Here is a 23,998-nt window from a genome sequence, read left to right as displayed (position 1 = left end):
AGGGCCTCAGGGGCGGGCGGCCTGGGTCCAGCGCCGCCCGCTCATGAGGCTCTCCAGCCCCACCCACACCACGTTCATCAGCATGGCCGCGGTCTCGCTCTCGGAACGGCCGGCGTCCGCGCCGGCGTTGGCCCAGCCCGCGAGCGACTCGGCCGCACCGACCAGGGCGTGGGCCAGTCCGGCGGCCTCCGTCGGCGGCACGGCGCAGCCTGCGGCCTCGGCTGTCTCCTCGATCAGCCGGGTGACGAGACCGGCGATCTCCTGCCGCAGCTCCGCGACCACGAGCGCGAACGGCTCCCCGTGCGTGCGGGCCTGGCAGCTGAGGACCGCCCAGCCGGCGGGGTGCTCGGCCGTGTGCGCGAAGAAGGCGAGCAGCCCGTTCCACAGCCGCCGGTCCGCGGGGACGCCCGGCACGATCACCGCCCGCAGGGCGGCCGTCAGCGCGTCGGCCTCACGCCGGATGCACGCGCTGAAGAGGTCTTCCTTCGAATGCAGGTAGAGGTAGACCAGCGGCTTGGACGCCCCGGCCAGCTCCGCGATCTCGTCCATGGACGCCGCGTTGTACCCGCGCCGGGCGAACACCTCCACGGCGGCGTCGAGCATCTGACGCTCCCGCACCTCGCGGGGCATCCGCTTGACCTTGCCGCCGGCCCTGCGCTTGCTCGTGGGCCGTACCGATTCCACAGAACTCACGACATTCATGACAAAAGCCCCTCCTCCCCGTCACGTTACCGGCAGGTAATATCACGGGGAGCAGGGGCGTCAAGGGTGGCGATCAAGCCGCCGGGGGTGGCGATCCGGCCGTCAGGCCGCCGCGGGCTGCGGCTGCGGCTCCAGGTGCGAGCCGTCCGCGGTCTCGTAGGCCGCGCGGTCGAGGATCCCCTCGCGGGAGGCCACCAGGATCGGGACGACCGACTGGCCGGCCACGTTCGTCGCGGTGCGCATCATGTCCACGATCGGGTCGATGGCCAGCAGCAGACCCACGCCCGCCATCGGCAGGCCGAGCGTCGACAGGGTCAGGGTCAGCATGACCGTCGCGCCGGTGAGGCCGGCGGTGGCGGCGGAGCCGATGACCGAGACGAAGGCGATCAGGACGTAGTCCTTGACCTCCAGCGGCACGTCGAAGACCTGGGCCACGAAGATCGCGGCGATGGCCGGGTAGATCGAGGCGCAGCCGTCCATCTTGGTCGTCGAGCCGAACGGCACCGCGAAGGACGCGTAGTCCTTGGGCACGCCGAGGCGCTCGGTGACCTTCTGCGTCAGCGGCATCGTGCCGACGGAGGAGCGGGAGACGAAGGCCAGCTGGATCGCGGGCCAGGCACCCTTGAAGAAGCGCAGCGGGTTGACCTTGGCGACGGTGGCCAGCAGCAGCGGGTAGACGCCGAACAGCACGATGGCGCAGCCGACGTAGATGTCGGCGGTGAAGGTCGCGTACTTGCTGACCAGGTTCCAGCCGTACTTGTAGGCGGCCGTGCCGACCAGGCCGAGGCTGCCCAGCGGGGCCAGGCGGATGACCCACCACAGCACCTTCTGCAGCAGCTCCAGCACGGACTCGCTGAGGGTGAGCAGGGGCTGGGCCTTCTCGCCGACCTGCAGGACGGCGACACCGGCGACGGCGGCCATGAAGACGATCTGCAGCACGTTCAGCTCGGTGAACGGCGTGATGACGTCGGTCGGGACGATTCCGGTGAGGAAGTCCAGCCACGACCCCTTCTTCTTGGGGTCGCCGCCGTCGGCGGCGGTGAGGCCGGTGCCGGCGCCCGGGTCGGTCAGCAGGCCGATGGCGAGGCCGATGACGACCGCGATCAGCGAGGTGACCATGAACCAGAGCAGGGTGCGGGTGGCCAGCCGGGCGGCGTTGGAGACGTTCCGCAGGTTGGTGATCGACACCAGGATGGCGAAGAACACCAGCGGCGCGACCACGACCATCAGCAGCTGGACGAAGATGCTGCCGGTCTTGTCGAGGGCGGTCTGCAGCCAGCCGATGTCACCGCTCTTGGCGGCCCAGCCGAGCAGGGCGCCCAGCACGAGGCCGAGCAGAATCTGGGCCCAGAAGGGGACGTTGGGGATGCGCGATATGCGCCCGCGCGTGGCGGACGCCGGGTTGGACGGGGGCGTCGACATGCCGACCACGTTAACACCCGCACTTTGAGGGTCTCAAAGAAGAACTTTGAGGCGCGCGATGCCCGAAATGCGCCGACGCCCTGTCGCGAAAGGGGTATTCCGCGACAGGGCGTCGAAGTGGTGTGAGAAGGGTTACGCGCCGGGCGCCTGTGCGCCGTCCTCCTGGCCGGCGCTGGCGTTGATCCGGGCCTTGGCCCGGTCCACGCGCTCGACGATCTGCTCGGACATGGCGTCGCGCTGCTTGCGCAGCAGGACCCAGCTGAGCGGCGCGGAGAGGATGAGTGCGAGCAGCACCATCCAGACCAGGTTGGAGTCACCGACCCCGAGCGGGATGACGTGCGCGTAGCACAGCACCCACACCAGGGCGAAGCAGGCGACGAGCAGGCCGATCCGCAGGGCGGTGTAACGGAGCGACGCGTACTTCTGGCTACTCACGGACGGGTCCTTCTTCTCGACGGCGACCAGGGGGGGTGCATTCAGTACAGCACGACCCGAAGTGGATCTCAGAGGCGCATCGCCTGCGGCGTCTCGCGCAGCGAGGCGTCCGGCCCGGGGTACTCGCGGATGACCTCGTAGCGCGTGTTGCGCTCGACCGGGCGGAAGCCGGCCTCGCGGATCAGCTCCAGCAGGTCGTCACGCGTGAGCTTGTTGGGCGTGCCGTAGTTGTCCGCATCGTGCGTGATCTTGTACTCGACGACCGAGCCGTCCATGTCGTCCGCACCGTGCTGCAGCGCGAGCTGGGCGGTCTGCACGCCGTGCATCACCCAGAAGACCTTCACGTGCGGCACGTTGTCGAACAGCAGCCGGGAGACCGCGAAGGTCTTCAGGGCCTCGGCGCCCGTCGCCATCGACGTCCGCGCCTGCAGCCGGTTGCGGACCTTGCCGTCCTTCATGTCCACGAAGTCGTGCTGGTAGCGCAGCGGGATGAAGACGTGGAAGCCGCCGGTCTCGTCCTGCAGCTCGCGCAGGCGCAGCACGTGGTCCACGCGGTGGCGCGGCTCCTCGATGTGCCCGTAGAGCATCGTGCAGGGGCCCTTGAGGCCCTTGGAGTGCGCCAGGCGGTGGATGCGCGACCAGTCCTCCCAGTGGGTGTCGTGGTCGACGATGTGCTGGCGGACCTCCCAGTCGAAGATCTCCGCGCCGCCGCCGGTCAGCGACTCCAGGCCGGCGTCGATCAGCTCGTCGAGGATCTCGTCGGCGGGCAGGCCGGAGATCTTCTCGAAGTGCTGGATCTCGGTGGCGGTGAACGCCTTCAGGGAGACGTTCGGCAGTGCCTCCTTGAGCGCCTTCAGCGAGCGGGGGTAGTAGCGCCAGGGCAGCGTCGGGTGCAGGCCGTTGACGATGTGCAGCTCGGTGAGGTTCTCGCTCTCCATCGCCTTGGCGAGGCGGACGGCCTCCTCGATGCGCATCGTGTACGCGTCCTTCTCGCCCGGCTTGCGCTGGAACGAGCAGTACGCGCACGACGCCGTGCACACGTTCGTCATGTTGAGGTGGCGGTTGACGTTGAAGTGGACGACGTCGCCGTTCTTCTGCGTCCGCACGTGGTGCGCCAGACCGCCCAGCCAGGCCAGGTCGTCGGACTCGTACAGCGCGATGCCGTCCTCGCGGGTGAGCCGCTCCCCGGCGAAGACCTTCTCCTCCAGCTCGCGCTTGAGCCCAGCGTCCATGGGTTGCGCCCGCCTCTCCTGATGCTCGGGATGACCGCTTCGAGCGTACTCCCCCGCTTTTACGCGTCCTCGGGCAGCTCGCCCACCCGGTTCTCCCACTTGGTGGAGAGCACGATCGTGGTGCGGGTGCGGCTGACGCCCTTGGTGCCGGACAGCCGGCGGATGGTGCGCTCCAGCCCGTCCACGTCACCGACGCGGACCTTGAGCATGTACGAGTCGTCGCCGGCGATGAACCAGCAGTCCTCGATCTCCTCCAGGTCGCGCAGCCGGCGCGCCACGTCCTCGTGGTCGGCGGCGTCCGAGAGCTGGATGCCGATGAGGGCCGTGACCCCGAGCCCGAGCGACGCGGAGTTGACGGTCGCGCGGTAGCCCGTGATGACGCCGGCCGCCTCCAGGCGGTTGATCCGGTCCGTGACGCTCGGCCCCGACAGGCCCACGAGCCTGCCCAGCTCCGCGTACGAGGCCCGGCCGTTCTCCCGCAGGGCCTGGATGAGCTGCCTGTCCACCGCGTCCATTGCCTGGCACCTTTCAATAATCAGCGAACTCGCCGGTTTACGTGTAGAATCTAAGGCATACGAGGTCTCAGACCCCGGAAATCTTTCACCAGATCAGCGAATCAACGACGATCCTTCGATCCTCAGGAGTGAAGCCCCCGTGTACACGATCGAGATGGCCTACGCCCGTATGCGCGAGCTGCAGGACCTGGCCAACCGCTCGCGTGCCCACCAGTCCCCCGAGCCGCGCGCCGCCAGGGCGAAGATCCGCCTGCCGCGCGCGAAGAAGCGCTAGCTCTCACCGCGAGCCCCGCTCGCACTCGCACCACCGAGCTCTCCTTCCCAACGGCGGTACAGCCGGTGCGGCACCCCTGCCGCGTCCAGCACCCGCCCGGCGACGAAGTCCACCAGATCCTGGATGTGCGTCGCCCCCGCGTAGAACGCCGGCGAGGCGGGCAGCACCACGGCTCCCGCCTCGTCGAGCGCCACCAGCTGCTTGAGCGTCTGACCGCTGAGCGGCGTCTCCCGCACCGCGACGATCAACGGCCGACGCTCCTTGAGCGTCACGCTCGCCACGCGCTGCAGCAGATCCTTCGACAGGCCGAGCGCCACACCCGCCACGCAGGCCGTGCTCGCCGGCACGATGAGCATCCCCCGCACGGGGTACGAGCCCGACGACGGACCCGCTGCCAGATCACCCGCCGGCCAGTACCGCACACCCGAGACGTCGGCCTCGAAGTGCGGCTTCCCGTCCGCCCCCAGCGCCAGCCAGGCGCGCAGGTCCTCCTGCCAGTGCGCATCCCGGAAGCGGATCCCGGTCTCGTCCAGCAGCGTCAGCCGCGCGGCCCTGCTGACCACGAGGTCCACCGCCTCACCGGCCGCCAGCAGTGCGCGCACCACGGCGGCGGCGTAGGGCGTCCCGGACGCACCGGAGACGCCGACCACCCAGGGCCGGCGGGGGCTTCTGTCTTCGTAGGGCTCCACGCCCCGAGCCTATCCGGAGGCATTCCTCATCAAGATGTCGCGAAAGCCCTTTGACATGATCGATCGCTTTGCACTTAAGTGACCTTTTGTCAAGGACCGTCAATGGGGGAGCGCATCATCCACACCACCCGTAAAGCTCTTGTCGCCGCCGGCGTCGTGGCGCTCGTCGCCGCGGGTTCCACCGCCTGCGACCCGAGCAACAAGCTCAGCACCGCCGCCAAGGTCAAGCAGGCGTTCGACAAGCTCGGCGAGCAGAAGTCGCTCACCACGGAGATCGGCCTCGACGGCGGCGCCGAGAAGATCTTCGCGGCGATGAAGGACGCGGACGACTTCACCCGCGAGGACGCGGACATGCTCGCCGCGATGCGCCTCACCTACGCGTTCGGCTCCGACAAGCCGCTCAAGGACGCCACCGCCGACGACAAGGGCTTCACCTACGACGTCCGGCTGGCGCGCAAGGACGCCAAGCCGCTGTTCGAAGCCCGCCAGGTCGACGGCAAGAGCTACGTGCGCCTGGACCTGAAGGCGGTCGCCGGCTTCGCCGAGCGCCACGGCAAGGACAAGTCCAAGAGCTCCGCCCGCGGCACGCAGGCCATCGACAAGCTGCTGAAGCAGGCCGACGAGCTCCCCGCGTCCCTGGCGAGCGTCAAGAACGCGCTCAAGGGCGACTGGATCAGCATCGACCCGGCGTCCTTCGAGGAGTTCGCCAAGTCCATGGGCAAGGGCGGCGACAGCAAGAGCCCCAAGCCGGACCCGGAGACCCAGAAGCGCGCCTACGAGGCCCTGCAGCGCGCGCTGACCGACAACGCCAAGGTCAAGGACGCGGGCAAGAAGGACGGCGTCGACCACGTCACCGCCACCCTGCCGGCGAAGAAGATAGCCAAGGACTTCGCCGAGGGCCTCAAGCCGCTGAAGGACAAGCTCGGCGACAAGGCCGGCAAGCTCGACAAGCTCACCCGCGACGCCGACAAGGCCCCGGACAAGGACGTCACCCTCGACCTGGCCATCAAGGACGGCATGCTCGCCGGGGTGACCTTCGACGTCGCACAGCTCGCCGACGAGAAGGACAAGGACAAGCCCAAGGGCCCGCTGCCGGTCGCCATCGGCTTCAAGAAGGGCGGCGGCGACAACCTCAAGGTTCCCTCCGGCGCGCAGGAGCTCAAGCCGCAGGACCTGATGGGCGCGGCCATGTTCGTCATGGGCGGCGGCCGGGCCGGCGGTGCCGGCGGCGACAGCCCGTTCAAGAGCGAGAGCCCCTTCAAGAGCTCCGACCCGTTCAAGAGCGACGCCCCCTCCAAGAACGGCGACCCGTTCGCGGACGACCCGTTCAAGGGCATCTGAGCGGACCCCCTGTACGCCGAAGGGCGGCCCCCTCCCGGGTGGGCCGCCCTTCGGCGTACGTACGGCGGGCGGGCCGTCAGAGCGTCAGGCCCCGCACCAGCAGGTCCAGCAGCGCGCACAGGAACAAGGCGATGCCGATGAAGCCGTTGACGGTGAAGAACGCCCTGTTCAGGCGGGAGAGGTCACCCGGCTTGACGATCGAGTGCTCGTAGAGGAACGCCGCCGCGACCACCGCCAGGCCCACCCACCAGAAGACACCCGCGTGGGTGATGAGCCCGTACCAGGCCAGCAGCCCCGTGGTGATCGCGTGGCACACCCGCGCGCCGTACAGCGCGGCCGGGATGCCGAAGCGGGCCGGGGTGGACTTCACGCCGTGGGCGCGGTCCGCGGCCACGTCCTGGCAGGCGAAGATCAGGTCGAAGCCGCCGATCCACACGCCGACCGCGAGGCCCAGGACGACCGCGTCCCAGGACCACTGCCCCGTCACCGCCAGCCAGGCGCCGACCGGACCGATGGCCTGGGCGAGCCCGAGGATCGCGTGCGGGAAGTTCGTGAACCGCTTGCCGTAGGGGTAGACCACCATCGGGATGACGGCGAGCGGGGCCAGCGCCAGGCACAGCGGGTTGAGCAGGGCGGCCGCGCCGAGGAAGAAGACGACGGCGATCAGCGCGCCGGTCCACGCCGAGCGCACGGACACCGCGCCGGTGACCAGCTCGCGGCCCGCGGTGCGCGGGTTACGGGCGTCGATCTCGCGGTCGATGATGCGGTTGCAGGCCATGGCGAACGTGCGCAGGCCCACCATCGCCACCGTCACCAGGAAGAGCCGCCCCCAGTGGATGTGCTCGTCCTTGAGGAACATCGCCGTCAGCGAGGCGATGTAGGCGAAGGGCAGCGCGAAGACGGAGTGCTCGATCATCACGACGCGCAGGAAGCCGCGGGCACGGCCCAACTGCGGCGCGGCGGCGGCGGAGGCGCTCACAGCCCGTACTCCTTCCACCGGCGGTCGACCTTGGCCGCCGTCTGCGGGTCCGACTCCACCATCTGGGGCCAGCCCCCGTCACGGGTGTAGCCCTCCTCGGGCCACTTCGCCGTTGCGTCGATGCCCGCCTTGCCGCCCCAGAACTGCTGGTAGGAGGCGTGGTCGAGGTGGTCGACGGGGCCCTCGACGACGGTGAGGTCGCGGGCGTAGTCGGTGTTGCCCAGCGCGCGCCAGGACACCTCGTGCAGGTCGTGGACGTCGCAGTCGGAGTCCACCACGATGATCAGCTTGGTCAGCGACATCATGTGCGCGCCCCAGATGGCGTGCATGACCTTCTGCGCGTGCTTGGGGTACTTCTTGTCGATCGAGACGATCGCACAGTTGTGGAAGCCGCCGGACTCCGGCAGGTGGTAGTCCACGATGTCGGGGACGATCACCTTGAGCAGCGGCAGGAAGAAGCGCTCGGTGGCGCGGCCCAGCGGGCCGTCCTCCGTCGGCGGCCGGCCGACGACGATCGACTGCAGCAGCGGCCGGCGGCGCATCGTGACGCAGTCGATGGTGAGCGCCGGGAAGTCCTCCTGCGGCGTGTAGAAGCCGGTGTGGTCACCGAACGGCCCCTCCGGCAGCATCGTGCCCGGCTCCAGCCAGCCCTCGATGACGACCTCGGCGTTGGCCGGCACCTGCAGCGGCACCGTCTTGCAGTCGACCATCTCGATGCGCTTGCCCTGGATGAAACCGGCGAAGAGGTACTCGTCGATGTCGCCGGGCAGCGGCGCGGTGGACGCGTACGTCACGGCCGGCGGGCAGCCGAAGGCGATGGCGACCGGCAGGCGCTCACCGCGCTTGGCGGCCACCTGGTAGTGGTTGCGGCTGTCCTTGTGGATCTGCCAGTGCATGCCGATGGTGCGCTTGTCGTGGCGCTGGAGGCGGTAGAGGCCCAGGTTGCGGACGCCGGTCTCGGGGTGCTTGGTGTGGGTCAGGCCCAGGTTGAAGAACGAGCCGCCGTCCTCCGGCCAGGTGAACAGGGCCGGCAGCGTGTCCAGGTCCACGTCGTCGCCGGTGAGGACGACTTCCTGGACCGGCGCGTCCTTGACCTTCTTCGGCGGCACATGGGCCATGGCGCCCAGCTTGCCGAACGCCTCGCGCATGCCGATGAAGCCCTGCGGGAGCTCCGGCTTGAGCAGCCCGCCGATCTTCTCGCTGATCTCCTCGTAGGACCTCAGCCCGAGCGCCTTCAGCAGGCGCCGGTCGGTACCGAAGACGTTCATGGCCAGCGGCATCGCCGCGCCCTTGACGTTCTCGAAGAGCAGCGCGGGACCGCCCGCCTTGTTCACTCTGTCGACGATCTCCCCGATTTCCAGGTACGGGTCGACTTCCGCCGTGATGCGCTTGAGATCGCCATCGCGCTCCAGTGCCCGGAGGAACGAGCGAAGATCGTCGTAAGCCATGCGTTCCAGTATCGAGCACGCACTACCCTGGACCCGTCACGGGGGCCGCACAGTGGCCCGCAGCACCGCACTCCGGGGGCCGTCGCCATGCTCAGGTATCTGCCGTTCCTGCTGATCCTGGCGTTGTGGATCTACGCCTTCGTCGACTGCCTCAACACGCCGGAGAACGAGGTGCGGGGCCTGCCGAAGCTGGCGTGGGTGTTCATCATCCTGCTGTTCGGCGAGGTGCTCGTGGGCCCGGTGGCCTGGCTCGTGGCGGGCCGCCCGCGCGCCGCCCGGGCACAGGGCCCGCGCACCCAGCGCTGGGTGGCGCCCGACGACAACCCGGAGTTCCTGCGCTCGCTCAAGCGCGACGACGACCCGGGCCACGAGGGCCCGAAGGGCTAGCCCGTGCCGCGCTCGTAGTGCTCGCGCAGCTCGCGCCAGCGGTCGGGCGTCCACGTGGACCAGTCGGCGGGGTGCCCGCCGAGCGCCTGCAGCAGGTACTCGAAGTGGTGGTGCCACCCGGCGAGGCAGTCCAGGCGCTCGTCGTCGGGGCCGGCCAGCTCGTTGGTGAAGTGCAGCAGCGTCCCGCCGACCCCCAGCGGCCCGGGCTCCAGCTCGAAGCGGACGCGCCCGTGGATGTCGACGGTGTACTCCGCCAGCCGCGGCGGATCCCACGCGGTCACCCGTCCGGGCGCGACCGTGGCGTTGCCCTGGGGATCGGTGTTCTGCCAGCGCAGGGTGATCGCGCCGCCCTCGCGCTGCTCGAACGGCTCGGCGACGGCCAGCCACGTCGGCAGCCCGTCGGGCGTGGCGACGGCGGCCCAGACCTCGTCGACGGGGTACGGGATCGACAGCTCGTAGCGCAGGGTGTGGATGTCGCCCTTGGTCTCGGACGCACCGTAGGGGGAGGGGATCTCCATGACTCCAGCTCTAGCACGCCCGAACGCAGGGCGCGCGTTAGTCGCGGGGCCAGAGAGATGTATCGATGGGAATCTCGGGGTAGGGCAGGGTGAACTTGCTCTTGAACGTGTACGTCGTCTCGTCGGTGTACTCGTCGTCGCCCGGCGCGTGGTAGACGTGGACCAGCCCGGTCTTGGGGTCCGCGATCAAGTACGTCGGCACGCCGGCCACGGCGTACGTCTTCAGCTTCGCCCCGAAGTCGTCACGCCGGCTACTGCGCGACACCACCTCCGCGACCAGATCCAGGTCCTGGTACCGGTAGAGGTCCTTCTCGTTCTTCCGCGCCCCCTCCCTGACCAGCGCCACGTCGGGCGCGAACCCATTGAGGCAGCCGGGAAAGTCGACACGAACGTCCCAGAGGATCCCCGGGTAATCCATGCCCCTAGCGTCTTCGAGAGAACGCGTGAGCATCCGGATGATCGTGGAATGCGTTTCACGCTGCGGGTTCAGGACGATCTCCCCCTCGATGATCTCCGCCCGATACCCCTGAGGCACATTCATCGCTTCGATGAGGTCGAACATCTCATCAAGCTCAGTCGAGTCCTTCACGGCCACCATCAGGCACCTCCCCTGTCGGATCTCCGAGTCTACGAACCCACCACACCCCCACGCTCGCACAAAGGCCCGCTTCCCCCGAACGAGGGAGCGGGCCTTCGCACACGCGCGCGGCACGTCTGTGCGCTCACACCCCCGCGTAGGAGTGCTTGCCGCTCAGCAGGATGTTCACGCCGTAGTAGTTGAACAGGTAGCAGGCGAAGGCCACCAGGGCCAGGTAGGCGGCCTTGCGGCCCTTCCAGCCGGCGGTGGCGCGGGCGTGGAGGTAGCAGGCGTAGGCGACCCAGGTGATGAAGGACCAGACCTCCTTGGGGTCCCAGCCCCAGTAGCGGCCCCAGGCGGCCTCGGCCCAGATCGCCCCCGCGATGATCGTGAACGTCCACAGCGGGAAGACGGTGGCGTTGATGCGGTACGCGAACTTGTCGAGCGTGGCGGCCGACGGCAGGCGGGACATGACGTTGCCCCAGGCCCCGTCGCCGTCGCGGCCCTCGGCCAGCTTGGCCTCGTAGCCGTCGCGGAAGAGGTAGAAGAGGCTGGAGCACGCGCCGACCCACAGCGCCGCGCCGGAGAGGATCGCGCAGGAGACGTGGATCCACAGCCAGTAGGAGTGCAGGGCGGGCACCAGCTGGTCGCTGTCGGTGTACAGCACGGAGACGGCGAGGCCCAGGTCGAGCAGGATCGACGTGGTCAGCGGCAGGCCGAGCCAGCGGACGTTCTTCTTCGCGGCGAGCAGGCCGAGGTAGACGCCGACGGCGGCCATGGCGAACGTCGTGGAGAACTCGTACATGTTGCCCCACGGCGCGCGCTCCACGGACAGCGCACGGGTGAGGACACCGCCCACGTGGAGGGCGAAGGCCAGCACCGTCAGGGAGACGGCGATGCGGCCGTACAGGTCGCCCTTCTCGCTGGTGCCGGCGGCGCCGGGGCCGTCGGGCACGTCACGGCTGCCGGGGGCCGAGCGGGTGACCACCTTGGGGCGCTCCAGGACGGCCGTGCCGCCGCCCTGCCCGGCCTTCTGCACGGTCACGGTGACCGACGGCGCGGCCTCCGCGGTGATCGCGGCGGCGGTGCGGCCGACGGTGCTGCGGCTGCCGAAGACCCACTCGGCGATGTGCGCGAGGAAGGCCAGGGTGTAGACGGCCATGGCCGAATACACCAGCACGTTGCTGATGTGGGCCAGGTTCTCGTTGGCTGCGGCGGCGAGGATCACGCGCGCGCTCCTTCGGACGGTTCGGCGGGGGCTTCGGGGTCGGTGTCCGCGCCGGCCGGGGCGGCGGGCGGGGCGTCGGGCTGCAGGGCGCCGGCGAGGGAGGCGAGCTCCTCGGGCAGCCGGGCGGACTCGCTGCGGCCGAGGCCGGCCAGCTCCACGACCGTACGCCCGTCCTCGCCCGCCACGGCGCGCACCCACACGCGGCGGCGCTGGATGAACAGCGAACCGGCCAGACCGATCAGCGCGGCGACCGCGCCGGACAGCGCGAGCTCGTTGCCGGGCTTCTGGGAGATCTGGAAGGTCGCCCACTGCTTGATGCCGTCGAAGTGCAGCTCGCCCGCACCGTCCGGCAGCTTCATGGTGTCGCCGACCTTGAGGATCTGCGCGAACTTCTTGCCGTCCTCGTCGGTGAACTGCTTCATCCGCGAGATGTCGAGCTGGTAGACGTTCTGCGGTGCGCCCGCGTCGACGCCGAGGTTGCCGCGGTAGGCGGTCAGCACCAGCCGCGGATTGTCCAGGGCCGGGAACTGGGACAGCATCATGCCGGTCTTCAGGTCCAGGGTGGGCACGAAGTTGCCCTTGAAGCCGAGGTCGCTGTCCTTGCCGTCCTTGTCCTTGTAGGCCGGCACCTTCAGCACGGAGGTCTCGGTGACGTTGCTGTCCAGCGGCAGCGAGGGCACCGGGCCCCGGAAGACGAGGGTGCCCTGGCCGTCGCGGACGCTGACCATGGGGGCGTAGCCGTGGCCGATGAGGTAGACCTTCGAGCGGTCCGTCTCCAGGGGCTCGTTGACCTTGATGGTGGCCTTGCGGGGCTCGCCGTCGGGACCGTTCCAGTACGTGACGTGGGCGGCGTAGTCGCGCGGGGTGCCCTTCTGGGGGCCGGTGCGCTCGTAGCTGCCCGAGAAGCTGTCGAGGTCGAAGCGGAACTTGTCGAGGTCGTCGGCGTCGAACAGCGCGCCGGACTTGAAGTCGTCGTACTGCGTGAGCGTGTTGGAGAAGCCGTCGCCCTCGACGACGAGCTTGCCGCCCTCGGACTTCCACAGCTGCCCGGAGGCGAACGCCACGAGCATGACGATCAGGGCGACGTGGAAGAGGAGGTTGCCGGCCTCGCGGAGGAAGCCCTTCTCCGCCGCGACGGCGTCCTCGCCGCGCTCGGTGCGGAAGCGCCGGCCCTTCAGGAGCCGGTGTGCGGCCGCGAGGACCTGCTCGGGGGCGGCGTCGGTGTGCCACGTGGCGTGCGCCGGCATCCGGGTGAGGTTGCGGGGCGCGCCCGGCGGGCGGCTGCGCAGCTGGCCGACGAACTGCCAGGTGCGCGGCACGATGCAGCCGATGAGGGAGACGAACAGCAGGATGTAGATCGCGGAGAACCACACCGAGCTGTAGACGTGGAACAGCCCGAGCTTGTCGTAGAGCGGGGCGAGCGTCTCGTGCTTGCCGCGCCACTCCTCGGCCTTGACGGCGTCGACGGAGGTCTGCGGCACGAGGGAGCCGGGGACCGTGGCGAGGGAGAGCAGGAACAGCAGGATCAGCGCGACCCGCATCGAGGTCAGCTGGCGCCAGGTCCAGCGGACCCAGCCGAGGGCCTCGCGGCCGGACCAGGCCAGCAGTCCCAGGGCGCCGGGCTGCCGCACGCCGCCGAACGAGCCGGGCACCGCCTGCCCGGTGTCCTCCGTGGGGGCGGTGGACAGGGGCGCGGCCGGGGCGTCGGCCTCGGGCTCCTCCTGCGTGGAGGGGGTGCTATCGGTCTTGGCCATTGATCAGATCCCGGGGGTGTATTGCGACGACCACGTCTGAAGGTCCTGGACCATGCTGTCCCACCATCCTGTGACGAGGAGCAGGCCGACCACGACGAGCATGCCGCCGCCGAGCCGCATGACCCATGCGTAGTGCCGCTTGACCCAGCCGAAGGCGCCGAGCGCGCGCCGGAAGGCGACGGCGGCGGCGACGAAGGGCAGGCCGAGGCCCACGCAGTAGGCGACGGTGAGCAGGGCGCCGCGTCCGGCGCTGGCCTGGTTCGAGGAGAGCGAGAGCACGGCGGCCAGCGTCGGGCCGATGCAGGGCGCCCAGCCGAGGCCGAAGAGCACGCCGAGCAGCGGCGCGCCGATCAGGCCCATCGCCGGCCGGGTGTGGAAGCGGAATTCACGCTGCCCGAAGAGGTTGAACACGCCCATGAAGCCCAGGCCGAGGACGATCGTCAGGGCGCCGAGGACCGTGGAGATCGTGTCCTTGTACTCCAGCAGGGTGGTGCCGAAGAAGCCGAAGAGGGCGCCGAAGGAGACGAAGACGGCGCTGAAGCCGAGGACGAAGAGCGAGGCCCCGGCGACCATGCGGCCCTTCCGGGCCTCGGCCAGGTCCGCGCCGCTGACGCCGGTGACGTACGACAGGTAGCCCGGGACGAGCGGCAGCACGCAGGGGGAGAAGAAGGAGACGAGCCCGCCGAGCACGGCGACGGGCAGGGCCAGCAGCAGCGCCCCGGACAGGACGGTCTGGTTCACCTCGCCCGCGGCGAGGGTGGTGAGGGCGGTCACGGGGTCACTTCTCCGCGACCAGCGGGTCGAGGGTCTTGCGCAGTTCCTCTTCGCCCAGCGGCTTGAGCGCCCGGGCGGCGATCCTGCCGTCGCGGTCGATGAAGATCGTGGAGGGGATGGCCTGCGGGTTCAGGCTGCCCTTGGGGAAGCGCAGCAGGAGCTTGCCGGAGGAGTCGTACAGGCTCGGGTAGGGAACCTTGAACTCCTTCTCGAACGCCTGGGCGGGGACGGGGTCGGGGTCGCGGGTGTTGATGCCGACGAACTCGACGCCCTTGGCCTTGTAGTCCTGGGCGGCGGCGACGAGGTACTTGGCCTCGGCGCGGCAGGGCGCGCACCACGAGCCCCAGACGTTGAGGACGACGACCTTGCCCTTGTGGTCCTTGGCGACGTTGAGGGACTTGTCGTCGAGGGTCTTGCCGGACAGCTCGGGCGCGTCCTGCCGGGCGTCCTTGTCCTCGACGACGTCGACGCCGCCCGTGCCCTGGACGAACTGGGTCTGCCCGCCTCCGCCGGAGGTGCTACCGGAACTGCACGCGCTCAGCGTCAGCGCCGCAAGGGCTGCGGCGACGGCGGCCGGCACGGTGGTACGACGGCGGGAAGGGTGGCGTCGAAGGGCGCGGCAGGCACTCATGTGAAAAGTTTCGCATGCGCAGTTTAGGGATCTTCTTCACCCCCCTCGTCCCCCTCGTCCTCGTCCGCCGACTTCACCGGCTTCGGGGACTTCGGCGGCTTGGTGGGCCGCTCGGGCTTCGGCGGTGTTTTCGGGCCCGTTTTCGGGCTCCACTTCTCCCCCACGTCCAGGGTGCGCAGCCCGGCCAGTACCGCGGGGTCCTGTACGTCCAGCCAGTCGACGAACTGCCGGAACGACACCAGGCGGACGTCCTTGCGCTTGTCGTCGGCGATGTATTTCAGCGCCTCCTCGACGGCGTCCATATAGATCCCCCCGTTCCATTCCTCGAAGTGGTTCCCGACGAAGAACGGCGCCCGGTTCGTTTCGTAGGCCCGGTCGAAGCCGGCGATGTACGACTCGGTGGCCTGCCGGCGCCAGGCGGAGTAGTGGTGCGAGGGGCCGCGGGTGGAGTTCTGCGACTGATTGGCGAGGATGTTGTAGTCCATGGAAAGGACCTCGAAGGAGTGACCCGGGAAGGGCATCTGCTGCAGCGGCAGGTCCCACAGCCCGTGCTTCTTCCGCGGCCACACCTGGAGTCCGCCCGGGGAACTGGCGTCGTAGCGCCAGCCGAGTTTCGCGGCGGTCGGCAGCAGATTGCCCTGGCCCAGGAGGCAGGGGGTGCGGGCGCCCACGAGTTCCTTGCGGTAGTCGAAGGGCAGCGGTTCGAGATCGTGGAATCCGGTGTTCGTGCGCCACCGGGTGACGAACGAGACGGCCTGCTCGATCTCGTCCTCCCACTCCTCGGGCGTCCAGTGGGCCACCGATCCGCTTCCCTGGCAGAAGTGGCCGTTGAAGTGGGTGCCGACCTCGTGGCCCTCCAGCCAGGCCGCGCGCATCTGGCGCAGGGTCTCGCGAATGTGCTCGTCGGTGAGGTAGCCGATGTCGGAGGCGCCCCGCGGGTTGTTCGGCGGGTCGTAGCGCCGTTTCTTCGACTCGGGCAGGAGGTAGATCCCGGAGAGGAAGAAGGTCATCCGGGCGCCATGGTCGCGGGCGAGCTTGCGGAAGCGGGGGAAGAGGCCGTTGCCGACCTCTCCGGCCCCGTCCCAGGAGAAGATCACGAACTGCGGGGGCTTCTCGCCCCGCTCCAGCGGCACGGGCTTGGGCGGCTGATGGGGCTGTTTGCCGTAGTCGGCGGTGGAGCCGTCACCGATCAGCCGGGGCTTGAACGGGGGGTTGGCCTTGGCTCCGGGGGCCCCGGCGCCCGGCTCCTCACCAGCGGTGGCCGAGGAGCAGCCGACGGCGCCGCCGAGCGCGGCAGCCGCTCCCACCCCCCATCCGAGCAGACTCCGTCGGGTGATGTCACGACTGTCGCGCATGTCGGCTCCGTCCCTGCTCGTCGCGCCCCGTACCATATGCCGTCCATATAAATGGACATTAGGTACGAGGGCGCGTCGAACTACGACGGTTGCGCTCTTTTCAGGGCCTTCACCGCATTTTCGGTTGCAGAACGACGGCCCCTTCGCGCGGGCGTACGACCGCCTACGCCCCGAACGCCTTGGCGCCGCCCTTGACCGGCTTCGCGCCCGCCAGGAGATGAGCCGGCACCAGATCCCGCGCCGGCTCGCTGTACCCCACCGAGACGATCCGGTCGCCCCGGTAGGTGAACGTCGTCAGGCTCGCCAGCGTGCACTGCCGCTTGCGCGGGTCGTGCCACAGCCGGCGCTTCTCCACGAAGCTCCGCACGATCCAGATCGGCAGCTGATGGCTCACCAGCACCGCCTCGTGACCGCGCGCCGCGTCCTTCGCCGCGTCCAGCGCCCCCATCATCCGCACGACCTGCTCGACGTACGGCTCGCCCCACGACGGACGGAACGGATTCGTCAGGTGCTTCCAGTTCGCCGGCTTGCGCAGCGCCCCGTCACCCACCCCGAACGTCTTCCCCTCGAAGACGTTCGCCGCCTCGATCAGCCGCTCGTCCGTCGCCAGGTCCAGACCGTGCGCCTTGGCGACCGGCGTCGCCGTCTCCTGCGCCCGCTCCAGCGGCGACGCGACCACGTACGTCACGTCCCGGTCGGCCAGGTGGTCCGCCACCCGGTCCGCCATCCGCCGGCCCAGGTCCGACAGGTGGTAGCCCGACCGGCGCCCGTAGAGCACCCCGTCCGGGTTGTGCACCTCGCCGTGGCGCATCAGATGGACGACGGTGATGTCGCTGTCCTTGCTCACTTGCCCTCCTCCGTCGCCCCGGCGGCCGCCCGCGCCGCGGCCGGCAGCGCCGCCGCCACCCGCTCGACCGCCGCCGCGTCGTGCGCCGTCGAGACGAACCACGACTCGAACGCCGACGGCGGCAGGTACACGCCCTGCGACAGCATCGAGTGGAAGAACGCGTTGAAGCGGAACGCCTCCTGCTTCTTCGCCTCGTCGTAGTTGGTGACCGTGGCCTCGGTGAAGAACACCGAGAACATGTTGCTCGCCGTCTGCAGACGGTGCGCCACGCCCTCCTTCGTCAGCGCCTCGCCCACCAGCGTGCCGATCTCGGCGGACACCGCGTCCACCCGCTCGTACGCCGCCTCGTCCAGCAGCCGCAGCTGCGCCAGGCCCGCCGCCGTGGCAATCGGATTGCCCGAGAGCGTGCCCGCCTGGTAGACGGGGCCCGCCGGCGCCAGGTGCGCCATCACGTCGGCCCGGCCGCCGAAGGCCGCCGCGGGGAAACCGCCGCCCATGACCTTGCCGAAGGTCATCAGGTCCGGCTTCACGCCGTCGATGCCGTACCAGCCGGCCCGGCTCACCCGGAAGCCCGTCATGACCTCGTCGGAGATGAACAGCGCACCGTTCTGGGCACAGGCGGCCTTCAGGCCCGCGTTGAACCCCGGCAGCGGCGGGACCACGCCCATGTTGCCCGGCGAGGCTTCCGTGATCACGCACGCGATCTCACCCGGGTGGGCGTGGAAGGCGGCGTGCACGGCCTCCAGGTCGTTATAGGGCAGCACGATCGTGTCGCCGGCCTGCGCGCCCGTCACACCGGGGGTGTCCGGCAGGCCGAACGTCGCCACACCGGAGCCGGCGGCGGCCAGCAGGGCGTCCACGTGGCCGTGGTAGCAGCCCGCGAACTTGATGACCTTGGTGCGGCCGGTGAAACCGCGGGCCAGCCGGATCGCCGACATCGTCGCCTCGGTGCCGGACGACACCAGCCGCACCTGCTCCAGCGGCTCGATCCGGGAGACCATCTCCTCGGCCAGCGCGACCTCGCCCTCACCGGGCGTGCCGAAGGACGTGCCGCGGGCGACGGCGGCCTGCACGGCCGCGATCACCTCGGGGTGGGAATGGCCGAGAATCATCGGCCCCCAGGAACACACGAGGTCCACATATTCCCGGCCATCCGCGTCGGTCAGGTACGGACCGGAACCGGAGACCATGAACCGGGGCGTACCGCCCACGGCGCGGAACGCGCGCACCGGAGAATTCACGCCACCGGGCGTCACGACCGACGCGCGGTCGAAAAGCGTCTGCGAGACTGGGGCTTCATATGGGTAGCTCACGCTAGCCATGGTCTCAGAGCCCGCCGGCAAGTCGTGGCCGGGCGTTTCGCACGCCGTCCACGGGGGAGGTCTCTGAGACGATGATCGGGTTGCGCGGCGGGGGCTGTGCCGCCTAAAAATGCGGTCGGGTGGAGATATGCATCGCGGTGGCGGACTGGGCGAGGGCACTGATGACCTGGGGCCCGAGCGAGCCGAGCGGGCCCACAAGGGACGCCACCGGCGCAAGGAACAACGCGAGGAATACAGCGCAAGCGGGAGTGGCCGGGTGGGGGTGACCTACAAATACTTCGGGGCGCCGAATGGCGCCACCGCCGCCCGCGTGCCCATTTCCATGCGCCCCGAGGAGCTCGGCGGTGACGAGCTGGGTATGGGCGGCATGTTCACCAAGATCAAACCGGAGACGGTGGCCGCAATGGTCCTCACCGGTATCGAAGGCATACCCCTGCACAAGGTCCCCCCTCTCGAACTGGTCGTTCTCCACCCCGACTACGCCGTGGTCAAGCTGCCCATGACCGTGGTCGACCCGCTGCGCGGCATTGGCGAGGAATCGGTGGGCGCCGCGGCCTTCATCTGGTCCACGGTCCCCGACCGCGGCGGGCCGCGCGACGCCTTCGACGTCTACCAATTGCTCCACGAATGGCAGGACTTCTCCCACCGCCTCCACGAGGCCGGGCACCAGCCCTACTGCCTCGTGTGGCCGTAGGCCCCCGCCCACCCGTCCCCCACCCGTGAACCCGCACCGATGCTGATCGTCCGCTCCACCGCCCTCTTCCTCCTCGCCGCCCTGCTGGAGATCGGCGGCGCCTGGCTCGTCTGGCAGGGCGTGCGCGGCGGCCCCTTCGGGCAGGGGCGCGGCGGGGCCTGGATCGGGGCCGGGATCGTCGCCCTCGGGCTCTACGGATTCGTCGCCACCCTCCAGCCGGACGCCCACTTCGGCCGGATCCTCGCCGCGTACGGCGGCGTCTTCGTGGCCGGCTCCCTGGCCTGGGGCATGGTCGCCGACGGCTACCGGCCCGACCGCTACGACGTGGCCGGCGCGCTGATCTGCCTGGCCGGAGTCGCCGTGATCATGTACGCGCCGCGCGGCCGCTGACCCTCCGCGGCGTCCGGCCTATGCTGCCCACAGACCACGCCAGCCCCAGGAGGCCCACCATGAGCACCCGCACCGCCGTCATCACCGGCGCCAGCAGCGGCATCGGCGCCGCCACCGCCCGCCGCCTGGCCGCCGCCGGCTACCGCGTCGTGCTCACCGCCCGCCGCGAGGACCGCATCCAGGCCCTCGCCGAGGAGCTCACGGCCGCCGGCCACGAAGCCGTCCCCCACGCCCTCGACGTCACCGACCGCGCGGCCGTGGACGCCTTCGCGGCCACCCTGGACACCGTGGACGTCCTGGTCAACAACGCCGGCGGCGCCATCGGCGCCGACGCCGTCGCCACCGCCGACCCGGCCGACTGGCGCACCATGTACGAGGTCAACGTCCTCGGCACCCTCAACACGACCCAGGCCCTGCTCCCCCGCCTCGTCCGGGCCGAGGGCACGATCATCGTCCTGTCCTCCACCGCCGGCCTCGCCACCTACGAGGGCGGCGGCGGCTACGTCGCGGCGAAGCACGGCGCCCACGTCCTCGCCGAGACCCTGCGCCTGGAGCTGTGCGGCAAGCCCGTCCGCGTCGTCGAGATCGCCCCCGGCATGGTGCAGACCGACGAATTCGCCCTCACCCGCTTCCGCGGCGACAAGGACAAGGCCGCCGCCGTCTACGCCGGCGTCCCCGACCCGCTGACCGCCGACGACGTCGCCGACACCATCGACTGGGCCGTCTCCCGCCCGCCGCACGTCAACATCGACCTGCTCGTCGTCCGCCCGCGCGCCCAGGCGTCGAACTACAAGGTCCACCGCGAGGGCTGATCTCACCCCTGCGACCGCAGTCGCAGGCCCCGGGACCGATGCGAAAATGATCATCACGGGTTAGCGTCGTACGCGCAGGCCGCCCCAGACCGGGCGGCCCCTACGCCCCAGGGGGACCCATGCGTGTCATCGCCTTCGACCACCTCGTGCTCAACGTCTCCGACATCGAGCGCTCGCTCGCCTTCTACACCGGCCCGCTCGGCCTGGAGCCGGTCCGCGTGGAGGAGTGGCGCGCGGGCAAGGTGTCCTTCCCCTCGGTCCGGGTCAGCCCCACGATGATCATCGACCTGTTCGCCCGCGAGCGCGGCGAGTCCAACGTCGACCACATCTGCCTGGTCGTCGAGCCCCTGGACTGGCAGGAGGTCGTCGCCTCCGGCACCTTCGAGGTCGTCGACGGCCCCGGCCCCCGCTTCGGAGCCCGCGGCACCGCCGAGTCGCTCTACGTCCTCGACCCGGACGGCAACACCGTCGAGCTCCGCTGGTACCCGCAGGACGCGTGAGCGGAAGCGGCGCTTACCCCTAGCGGTGCGCTCGCCAGTTCGAGTGACGCCCTGCCGTTTCGCATACCCGAGCGGCAGGGCCGGCCGACGATCGGGCCATGACGTTCATGGACCTCGAAGACCCGCGATATGCGTACATGTTCGGCTTCCTGCAGGCGGACGGACACCTGCACGCGGGTACCCGGCAACGGGGGCAGCTGAGCGTAGAGATCAGCTACCGCGACATCGACATACTCCGCACGTTCCAAGAGCTGTGCCCCTACAACAGCACGATCAGAGAACGCACGAGGAAGACCAACTTCTCGGAGAACCACCGCTCCGCGATCTGGACGGTATGCGCGCTGGAGGCCAGGGAACGCCTCGTCGAGCTCGGCCTCCCCTACGGCAAGAAGTCCGCACGCATCACGCCACCACGCGTTCCGTTCTCGCAACGGGACTACCTACGCGGCATCATCGACGCCGACGGCGCCGTGGGCTTCACGGCGCAGGGCCTGCCGTTCGTCGCCCTCAGCACCACGAGCACGGCGATCGCCACCTACCTGTGCCGCTACACCAAGCTGACGCTCGACATCCCCCGCCTCACCAGCCGGAACGCCCGCGACGGCGCGTACAACATCATGTACATGCGCGAGACGGGCGTCGCGCTGGCCGACCACCTCTACTCCCCGGGCGGCCTGGCCCTGGAGCGCAAGCGTGCGGCCGCCGCCGAAGTGGCCGCCTGGGTCCGCCCGGCGCACATGCGTCCGCCCCGGCCTCGCCGAAGCTGGACACAGATGGAAGATCGCATCCTGCTCGACGCACCCTCCATCGCGGAGGCAGCCGAACAGCTCGGCAGATCGGAGCAGTCCTGCAATCTCCGGCGCTGGCGCCTGCGCAAGAAAGCACAAGGCCAGGCCGACTGACCGGACCGAGGGGCAGGCGCCCGGCGCCTGCCCCTCTACCGTGTCAGCCCTTCACACAGATGACCTGCTTGAGCTTCGCCACGACCTCGACGAGGTCCCGCTGCTGCTCCATGACCTGCTCGATGGGCTTGTAGGCGGCCGGGATCTCATCCACCACGCCGCGGTCCTTGCGGCACTCGACGCCCTGCGTCTGCTCCGCCAGGTCCCGCTCGGAGAAGAGCTTCTTCGCCTTGTTCCGGCTCATCCGGCGGCCTGCGCCGTGCGAGGCGGAGTTGAACGAGTCCGCGTTGCCCAGGCCGCGCACGATGTACGAGCCGGTGCCCATGGAGCCCGGGATGATGCCGTACTCGCCGCCGCCCGCGCGGATCGCGCCCTTGCGGGTGACCAGCAGGTCCACGCCCTCGTACCGCTCCTCGGCCACGTAGTTGTGGTGGCAGGAGATGACCTGCTCGAAGGTCGGCTTGGCCTTCTTGAACTCCTTGCGGATGACGTCCTTGAAGAGCGCCATCATGATCTCGCGGTTGTGCTTCGCGTACTCCTGCGCCCAGAACAGATCGTGCCGGTAGGCGGCCATCTGCGGGGTGTCCGCGATGAAGACGGCCAGGTCGCGGTCGACCAGGTTCTGGTTGTGCGAGAGCTTCCGCGCCTCACCGATGTGATACTCGGCGAGCTCCTTGCCGATGTTCCGGGACCCGGAGTGCAACATGAGCCACACCGCCCCGGACACGTCAATACAAAGTTCAACGAAGTGGTTTCCGGATCCGAGCGTTCCCATCTGCTTCAGCGCCCGACTCTGACGGAATTTGACCGCCTCCGCGACCCCGTCGAACCGCCCCCAGAAGTCGTCCCAGCCCGCCGTCGGCAGGCCGTGCAGACGGCGCGGGTCCACCGGGTCGTCGTGCATCGAGAAGCCGACCGGGATCGCTTCCTCGATCTTCGAGCGCAGCCGCGACAGATCGCCGGGCAGGTCGTTGGCCGTCAGCGACGTCTTCACCGCCGACATGCCGCAGCCGATGTCGACGCCGACCGCCGCCGGGCACACCGCGCCCCGCATGGCGATCACCGAACCGACCGTGGCGCCCTTGCCGAAGTGGACGTCCGGCATCACGGCGAGGCCCTGGATCCACGGCAGCGTGGAGACGTTCCGCAGCTGCTGCATCGCCACCGGCTCGACCGTGGCGGGGTCCGCCCACATGCGGATCGGTACCCGGGCGCCGGGCACCTCGGTGTAGGACATATCTACCTCATTCCCCCGAAAAACATGGATAACGCAAAAGCCGGAACTATCAGCTCATCCACGACAGCGGGACGGCAGACGCGGCAGCGCGTGCGGTACACATTGTGTCCAGCCGTCGCCGGGCGGCGGCAACCGGATTTCGGCCGAAGGGAGCCACGGACAGTGCAGCGAAGGGCATACGCACCGGCAGCCGCACTGGCCGCGGTGGTGCTGTCGGCAGGGCTCGCCGGGTGCGGCGGGGGCGGCGGAGCGGGCGGCAAGGGCATCGACGCCAAGGCCGGACAGTCCGGCTCCTCGGTGCCCGCGGGCCCGCCCGGGAAGTACCACAGCCTCCCCGAGCCGTGCGGTTACGTCAGCCCCGGCACCCTGCGCCGCATGCTGCCGGGCGCGGGCGAGGGCGACGAGGAGGAGGCCAAGCGGCTCCTCAAGGGCCAGGCGGCCATCACGTACGACACCGACCGCCGCGTCGGCTGCCGCTGGAAGCTGGAGACGCCGGCCGGCACCCGGCACCTGACCGTGGACTTCGAGCGCGTCGTCTCCTACCAGCCGGGGATGAGCGACGAAGCCCGGGCCAAGCAGCTGTACGAGCGCCAGGCGGTCGCCGCGAACATCCCGAACGCCAAGCCCTCGGCCGGCGCCTCCTCCCCGAACGCCAAGCCCTCGGGGAGCGCCTCCCCGGGCGCGAGCGCCGGCGCGCAGAAGGACGCGGGCCCCGCACCGCAGCTCGGCGACGCGTCCGCGGCCCCCTCGGCTCCCAGCTCCGCCCCGGCCTCCCCCTCCGCCGACCCGCGTCTGGCACCCCGCATCCTCGACGACCTCGGCGACGACGCGTTCGTCAACGACCGGGTGACCGCCACCGGCACCGGCGTGCACCGCGACGTCACCGTCGTCTTCCGCTCGTCCAACGTCCTCGTGACGATCGCGTACGACCAGTGGACGACCGACAAGCAGCACGTTCCCAGCAGCCAGGACCTGCAGGGCAAGGCCCAGGGCCTGGCCCGCGAACTCGACGCGGGGCACTTCGGCAATTAGC

At 69.9% G+C, this 23,998-nt stretch carries 27 protein-coding genes; 9 read left to right on the top strand and 18 right to left on the bottom strand.

The annotated features are described in order from the left end of the window. Nucleotides 1-6: 6 nt before the first annotated feature. From IE182_RS24605 to IE182_RS24585, 5 genes are all read right to left on the bottom strand, one after another. Nucleotides 7-702, bottom strand: a complete 696-nt coding sequence (locus tag IE182_RS24605) for a TetR/AcrR family transcriptional regulator (RefSeq protein ID WP_373303608.1) — start codon at nucleotides 700-702, stop codon at nucleotides 7-9. A gap of 102 nt (nucleotides 703-804) precedes the next feature. After that, nucleotides 805-2,124, bottom strand: coding sequence for a dicarboxylate/amino acid:cation symporter (locus IE182_RS24600; protein WP_190112103.1), 1,320 nt, complete (start codon nucleotides 2,122-2,124; stop codon nucleotides 805-807). 132 nt (nucleotides 2,125-2,256) lie between these two features. Then, nucleotides 2,257-2,559, bottom strand: a complete 303-nt coding sequence (locus IE182_RS24595; protein WP_190112102.1) for a DUF4229 domain-containing protein — start codon at nucleotides 2,557-2,559, stop codon at nucleotides 2,257-2,259. 68 nt (nucleotides 2,560-2,627) lie between these two features. Next, the gene (gene mqnE / locus IE182_RS24590) at nucleotides 2,628-3,791 is read right to left on the bottom strand and encodes an aminofutalosine synthase MqnE (protein ID WP_190112101.1); all 1,164 of its coding nucleotides are present in this window, start codon (nucleotides 3,789-3,791) and stop codon (nucleotides 2,628-2,630) included. 59 nt (nucleotides 3,792-3,850) lie between these two features. Further along, on the bottom strand, nucleotides 3,851-4,306 hold the full coding sequence (locus tag IE182_RS24585; protein WP_071965543.1) for an Lrp/AsnC family transcriptional regulator: 456 nt from the start codon (nucleotides 4,304-4,306) through the stop codon (nucleotides 3,851-3,853). Between the two features lie 139 nt (nucleotides 4,307-4,445). Here IE182_RS24585 and IE182_RS32535 point away from each other — a divergent pair, with 139 nt between their 5' ends. After that, the gene (locus tag IE182_RS32535; protein WP_268249637.1) at nucleotides 4,446-4,580 is read left to right on the top strand and encodes a hypothetical protein; all 135 of its coding nucleotides are present in this window, start codon (nucleotides 4,446-4,448) and stop codon (nucleotides 4,578-4,580) included. Here IE182_RS32535 and IE182_RS24580 read toward each other — a convergent pair. Beyond that, on the bottom strand, nucleotides 4,577-5,269 hold the full coding sequence (locus IE182_RS24580) for a UbiX family flavin prenyltransferase (RefSeq protein WP_190112100.1): 693 nt from the start codon (nucleotides 5,267-5,269) through the stop codon (nucleotides 4,577-4,579). The genes IE182_RS32535 and IE182_RS24580 overlap by 4 nt on opposite strands. A gap of 102 nt (nucleotides 5,270-5,371) precedes the next feature. Here IE182_RS24580 and IE182_RS24575 point away from each other — a divergent pair, with 102 nt between their 5' ends. After that, nucleotides 5,372-6,610, top strand: coding sequence for a hypothetical protein (locus IE182_RS24575; RefSeq protein WP_190112099.1), 1,239 nt, complete (start codon nucleotides 5,372-5,374; stop codon nucleotides 6,608-6,610). Between the two features lie 76 nt (nucleotides 6,611-6,686). On the opposite strand, the gene mqnP is transcribed toward IE182_RS24575, so the two are convergent. Together mqnP and IE182_RS24565 are read right to left on the bottom strand one after the other, a co-directional pair. After that, nucleotides 6,687-7,589: a menaquinone biosynthesis prenyltransferase MqnP gene (gene mqnP / locus IE182_RS24570; protein WP_190112098.1), complete on the bottom strand. Its 903-nt coding sequence runs from the start codon at nucleotides 7,587-7,589 to the stop codon at nucleotides 6,687-6,689. Then, nucleotides 7,586-9,037, bottom strand: a complete 1,452-nt coding sequence (locus IE182_RS24565; RefSeq protein ID WP_190112097.1) for a menaquinone biosynthesis decarboxylase — start codon at nucleotides 9,035-9,037, stop codon at nucleotides 7,586-7,588. Before IE182_RS24565 ends, mqnP begins: the two co-directional genes overlap by 4 nt. A gap of 87 nt (nucleotides 9,038-9,124) precedes the next feature. On the opposite strand from IE182_RS24565, the gene IE182_RS24560 reads away from it, so the two are divergent. Then, entirely contained in the window at nucleotides 9,125-9,424 is a 300-nt protein-coding gene (locus tag IE182_RS24560) for a PLD nuclease N-terminal domain-containing protein (RefSeq protein ID WP_190112096.1), read from the top strand. Here the strand turns inward: IE182_RS24560 and IE182_RS24555 are convergent. The 9 genes from IE182_RS24555 to hemL all read right to left on the bottom strand — a co-directional run bounded on the left by IE182_RS24555 (nucleotide 9,421) and on the right by hemL (nucleotide 18,430). Then, a complete protein-coding gene (locus tag IE182_RS24555; protein WP_190112095.1) occupies nucleotides 9,421-9,942 on the bottom strand; it encodes an SRPBCC domain-containing protein in 522 nt (173 codons plus the stop codon). The genes IE182_RS24560 and IE182_RS24555 overlap by 4 nt on opposite strands. Before the next feature lie 37 nt (nucleotides 9,943-9,979). Beyond that, complete coding sequence (locus tag IE182_RS24550) at nucleotides 9,980-10,540, bottom strand: Uma2 family endonuclease (RefSeq protein ID WP_190112094.1); 561 nt, start codon at nucleotides 10,538-10,540, stop codon at nucleotides 9,980-9,982. A 124-nt stretch (nucleotides 10,541-10,664) separates the two neighbouring features. Beyond that, the gene (gene ccsB, locus IE182_RS24545; protein WP_190112093.1) at nucleotides 10,665-11,747 is read right to left on the bottom strand and encodes a c-type cytochrome biogenesis protein CcsB; all 1,083 of its coding nucleotides are present in this window, start codon (nucleotides 11,745-11,747) and stop codon (nucleotides 10,665-10,667) included. Then, nucleotides 11,744-13,501: a cytochrome c biogenesis protein ResB gene (gene resB, locus IE182_RS24540; protein ID WP_190112092.1), complete on the bottom strand. Its 1,758-nt coding sequence runs from the start codon at nucleotides 13,499-13,501 to the stop codon at nucleotides 11,744-11,746. Before resB ends, ccsB begins: the two co-directional genes overlap by 4 nt. A 3-nt stretch (nucleotides 13,502-13,504) precedes the next feature. Then, on the bottom strand, nucleotides 13,505-14,275 hold the full coding sequence (locus IE182_RS24535) for a cytochrome c biogenesis CcdA family protein (RefSeq protein WP_190112091.1): 771 nt from the start codon (nucleotides 14,273-14,275) through the stop codon (nucleotides 13,505-13,507). A gap of 4 nt (nucleotides 14,276-14,279) precedes the next feature. Then, nucleotides 14,280-14,906, bottom strand: coding sequence for a TlpA family protein disulfide reductase (locus IE182_RS24530; protein WP_190112090.1), 627 nt, complete (start codon nucleotides 14,904-14,906; stop codon nucleotides 14,280-14,282). A 23-nt stretch (nucleotides 14,907-14,929) separates the two neighbouring features. Beyond that, entirely contained in the window at nucleotides 14,930-16,261 is a 1,332-nt protein-coding gene (locus IE182_RS24525) for a polysaccharide deacetylase family protein (protein WP_229845077.1), read from the bottom strand. A 163-nt stretch (nucleotides 16,262-16,424) separates the two neighbouring features. Then, nucleotides 16,425-17,072, bottom strand: coding sequence for a histidine phosphatase family protein (locus IE182_RS24520; protein WP_190112156.1), 648 nt, complete (start codon nucleotides 17,070-17,072; stop codon nucleotides 16,425-16,427). 32 nt (nucleotides 17,073-17,104) lie between these two features. Next, nucleotides 17,105-18,430 carry a glutamate-1-semialdehyde 2,1-aminomutase gene (gene hemL / locus IE182_RS24515; RefSeq protein ID WP_190112089.1) on the bottom strand — a complete coding sequence of 442 codons (1,326 nt, stop codon included), beginning with the start codon at nucleotides 18,428-18,430 and terminating at the stop codon, nucleotides 17,105-17,107. 127 nt (nucleotides 18,431-18,557) lie between these two features. Here hemL and IE182_RS24510 point away from each other — a divergent pair, with 127 nt between their 5' ends. The 5 genes from IE182_RS24510 (at nucleotide 18,558) to IE182_RS24490 (ending at nucleotide 21,728) form a co-directional block, all read left to right on the top strand. Further along, entirely contained in the window at nucleotides 18,558-19,124 is a 567-nt protein-coding gene (locus tag IE182_RS24510; RefSeq protein ID WP_190112088.1) for a hypothetical protein, read from the top strand. A 39-nt stretch (nucleotides 19,125-19,163) separates the two neighbouring features. After that, entirely contained in the window at nucleotides 19,164-19,514 is a 351-nt protein-coding gene (locus IE182_RS24505) for a YnfA family protein (protein WP_190112087.1), read from the top strand. 59 nt (nucleotides 19,515-19,573) lie between these two features. Then, complete coding sequence (locus IE182_RS24500; RefSeq protein ID WP_190112086.1) at nucleotides 19,574-20,326, top strand: SDR family NAD(P)-dependent oxidoreductase; 753 nt, start codon at nucleotides 19,574-19,576, stop codon at nucleotides 20,324-20,326. Between the two features lie 119 nt (nucleotides 20,327-20,445). Continuing rightward, nucleotides 20,446-20,826 carry a VOC family protein gene (locus IE182_RS24495; RefSeq protein WP_190112085.1) on the top strand — a complete coding sequence of 127 codons (381 nt, stop codon included), beginning with the start codon at nucleotides 20,446-20,448 and terminating at the stop codon, nucleotides 20,824-20,826. A 98-nt stretch (nucleotides 20,827-20,924) separates the two neighbouring features. Then, the gene (locus IE182_RS24490; protein WP_190112084.1) at nucleotides 20,925-21,728 is read left to right on the top strand and encodes a hypothetical protein; all 804 of its coding nucleotides are present in this window, start codon (nucleotides 20,925-20,927) and stop codon (nucleotides 21,726-21,728) included. A 43-nt stretch (nucleotides 21,729-21,771) separates the two neighbouring features. Here IE182_RS24490 and IE182_RS24485 read toward each other — a convergent pair whose 3' ends face one another. Next, complete coding sequence (locus IE182_RS24485; RefSeq protein WP_190112083.1) at nucleotides 21,772-22,965, bottom strand: RtcB family protein; 1,194 nt, start codon at nucleotides 22,963-22,965, stop codon at nucleotides 21,772-21,774. 162 nt (nucleotides 22,966-23,127) lie between these two features. Here IE182_RS24485 and IE182_RS24480 point away from each other — a divergent pair, with 162 nt between their 5' ends. Then, nucleotides 23,128-23,997, top strand: coding sequence for a hypothetical protein (locus IE182_RS24480; protein ID WP_190112082.1), 870 nt, complete (start codon nucleotides 23,128-23,130; stop codon nucleotides 23,995-23,997). Nucleotide 23,998: the final 1 nt, after the last annotated feature.

The organism is Streptomyces cinnamoneus, assembly GCF_014650495.1.
GTDB lineage: Bacteria > Actinomycetota > Actinomycetes > Streptomycetales > Streptomycetaceae > Streptomyces > Streptomyces cinnamoneus.
The sequence above is the reverse complement of the archived record's forward strand: the minus strand, read 5'-3'. Positions and strand labels throughout refer to the sequence as shown.

Coding starts and splice junctions, on each gene's coding strand:
- IE182_RS24605 (WP_373303608.1), bottom strand. CDS start 702: ATGAATGTCGTGAGTTCTGTGGAATCGGTACGGCCCACGAGCAAGCGC.
- IE182_RS24600 (WP_190112103.1), bottom strand. CDS start 2,124: ATGTCGACGCCCCCGTCCAACCCGGCGTCCGCCACGCGCGGGCGCATA.
- mqnE (WP_190112101.1), bottom strand. CDS start 3,791: ATGGACGCTGGGCTCAAGCGCGAGCTGGAGGAGAAGGTCTTCGCCGGG.
- IE182_RS24585 (WP_071965543.1), bottom strand. CDS start 4,306: ATGGACGCGGTGGACAGGCAGCTCATCCAGGCCCTGCGGGAGAACGGC.
- IE182_RS24575 (WP_190112099.1), top strand. CDS start 5,372: ATGGGGGAGCGCATCATCCACACCACCCGTAAAGCTCTTGTCGCCGCC.
- IE182_RS24565 (WP_190112097.1), bottom strand. CDS start 9,037: ATGGCTTACGACGATCTTCGCTCGTTCCTCCGGGCACTGGAGCGCGAT.
- IE182_RS24560 (WP_190112096.1), top strand. CDS start 9,125: ATGCTCAGGTATCTGCCGTTCCTGCTGATCCTGGCGTTGTGGATCTAC.
- IE182_RS24555 (WP_190112095.1), bottom strand. CDS start 9,942: ATGGAGATCCCCTCCCCCTACGGTGCGTCCGAGACCAAGGGCGACATC.
- IE182_RS24550 (WP_190112094.1), bottom strand. CDS start 10,540: ATGGTGGCCGTGAAGGACTCGACTGAGCTTGATGAGATGTTCGACCTC.
- resB (WP_190112092.1), bottom strand. CDS start 13,501: ATGGCCAAGACCGATAGCACCCCCTCCACGCAGGAGGAGCCCGAGGCC.
- IE182_RS24530 (WP_190112090.1), bottom strand. CDS start 14,906: ATGAGTGCCTGCCGCGCCCTTCGACGCCACCCTTCCCGCCGTCGTACC.
- IE182_RS24525 (WP_229845077.1), bottom strand. CDS start 16,261: ATGCGCGACAGTCGTGACATCACCCGACGGAGTCTGCTCGGATGGGGG.
- IE182_RS24520 (WP_190112156.1), bottom strand. CDS start 17,072: ATGCGCCACGGCGAGGTGCACAACCCGGACGGGGTGCTCTACGGGCGC.
- hemL (WP_190112089.1), bottom strand. CDS start 18,430: ATGGCTAGCGTGAGCTACCCATATGAAGCCCCAGTCTCGCAGACGCTT.
- IE182_RS24510 (WP_190112088.1), top strand. CDS start 18,558: ATGCATCGCGGTGGCGGACTGGGCGAGGGCACTGATGACCTGGGGCCC.
- IE182_RS24505 (WP_190112087.1), top strand. CDS start 19,164: ATGCTGATCGTCCGCTCCACCGCCCTCTTCCTCCTCGCCGCCCTGCTG.
- IE182_RS24500 (WP_190112086.1), top strand. CDS start 19,574: ATGAGCACCCGCACCGCCGTCATCACCGGCGCCAGCAGCGGCATCGGC.
- IE182_RS24495 (WP_190112085.1), top strand. CDS start 20,446: ATGCGTGTCATCGCCTTCGACCACCTCGTGCTCAACGTCTCCGACATC.
- IE182_RS24490 (WP_190112084.1), top strand. CDS start 20,925: ATGACGTTCATGGACCTCGAAGACCCGCGATATGCGTACATGTTCGGC.
- IE182_RS24485 (WP_190112083.1), bottom strand. CDS start 22,965: ATGTCCTACACCGAGGTGCCCGGCGCCCGGGTACCGATCCGCATGTGG.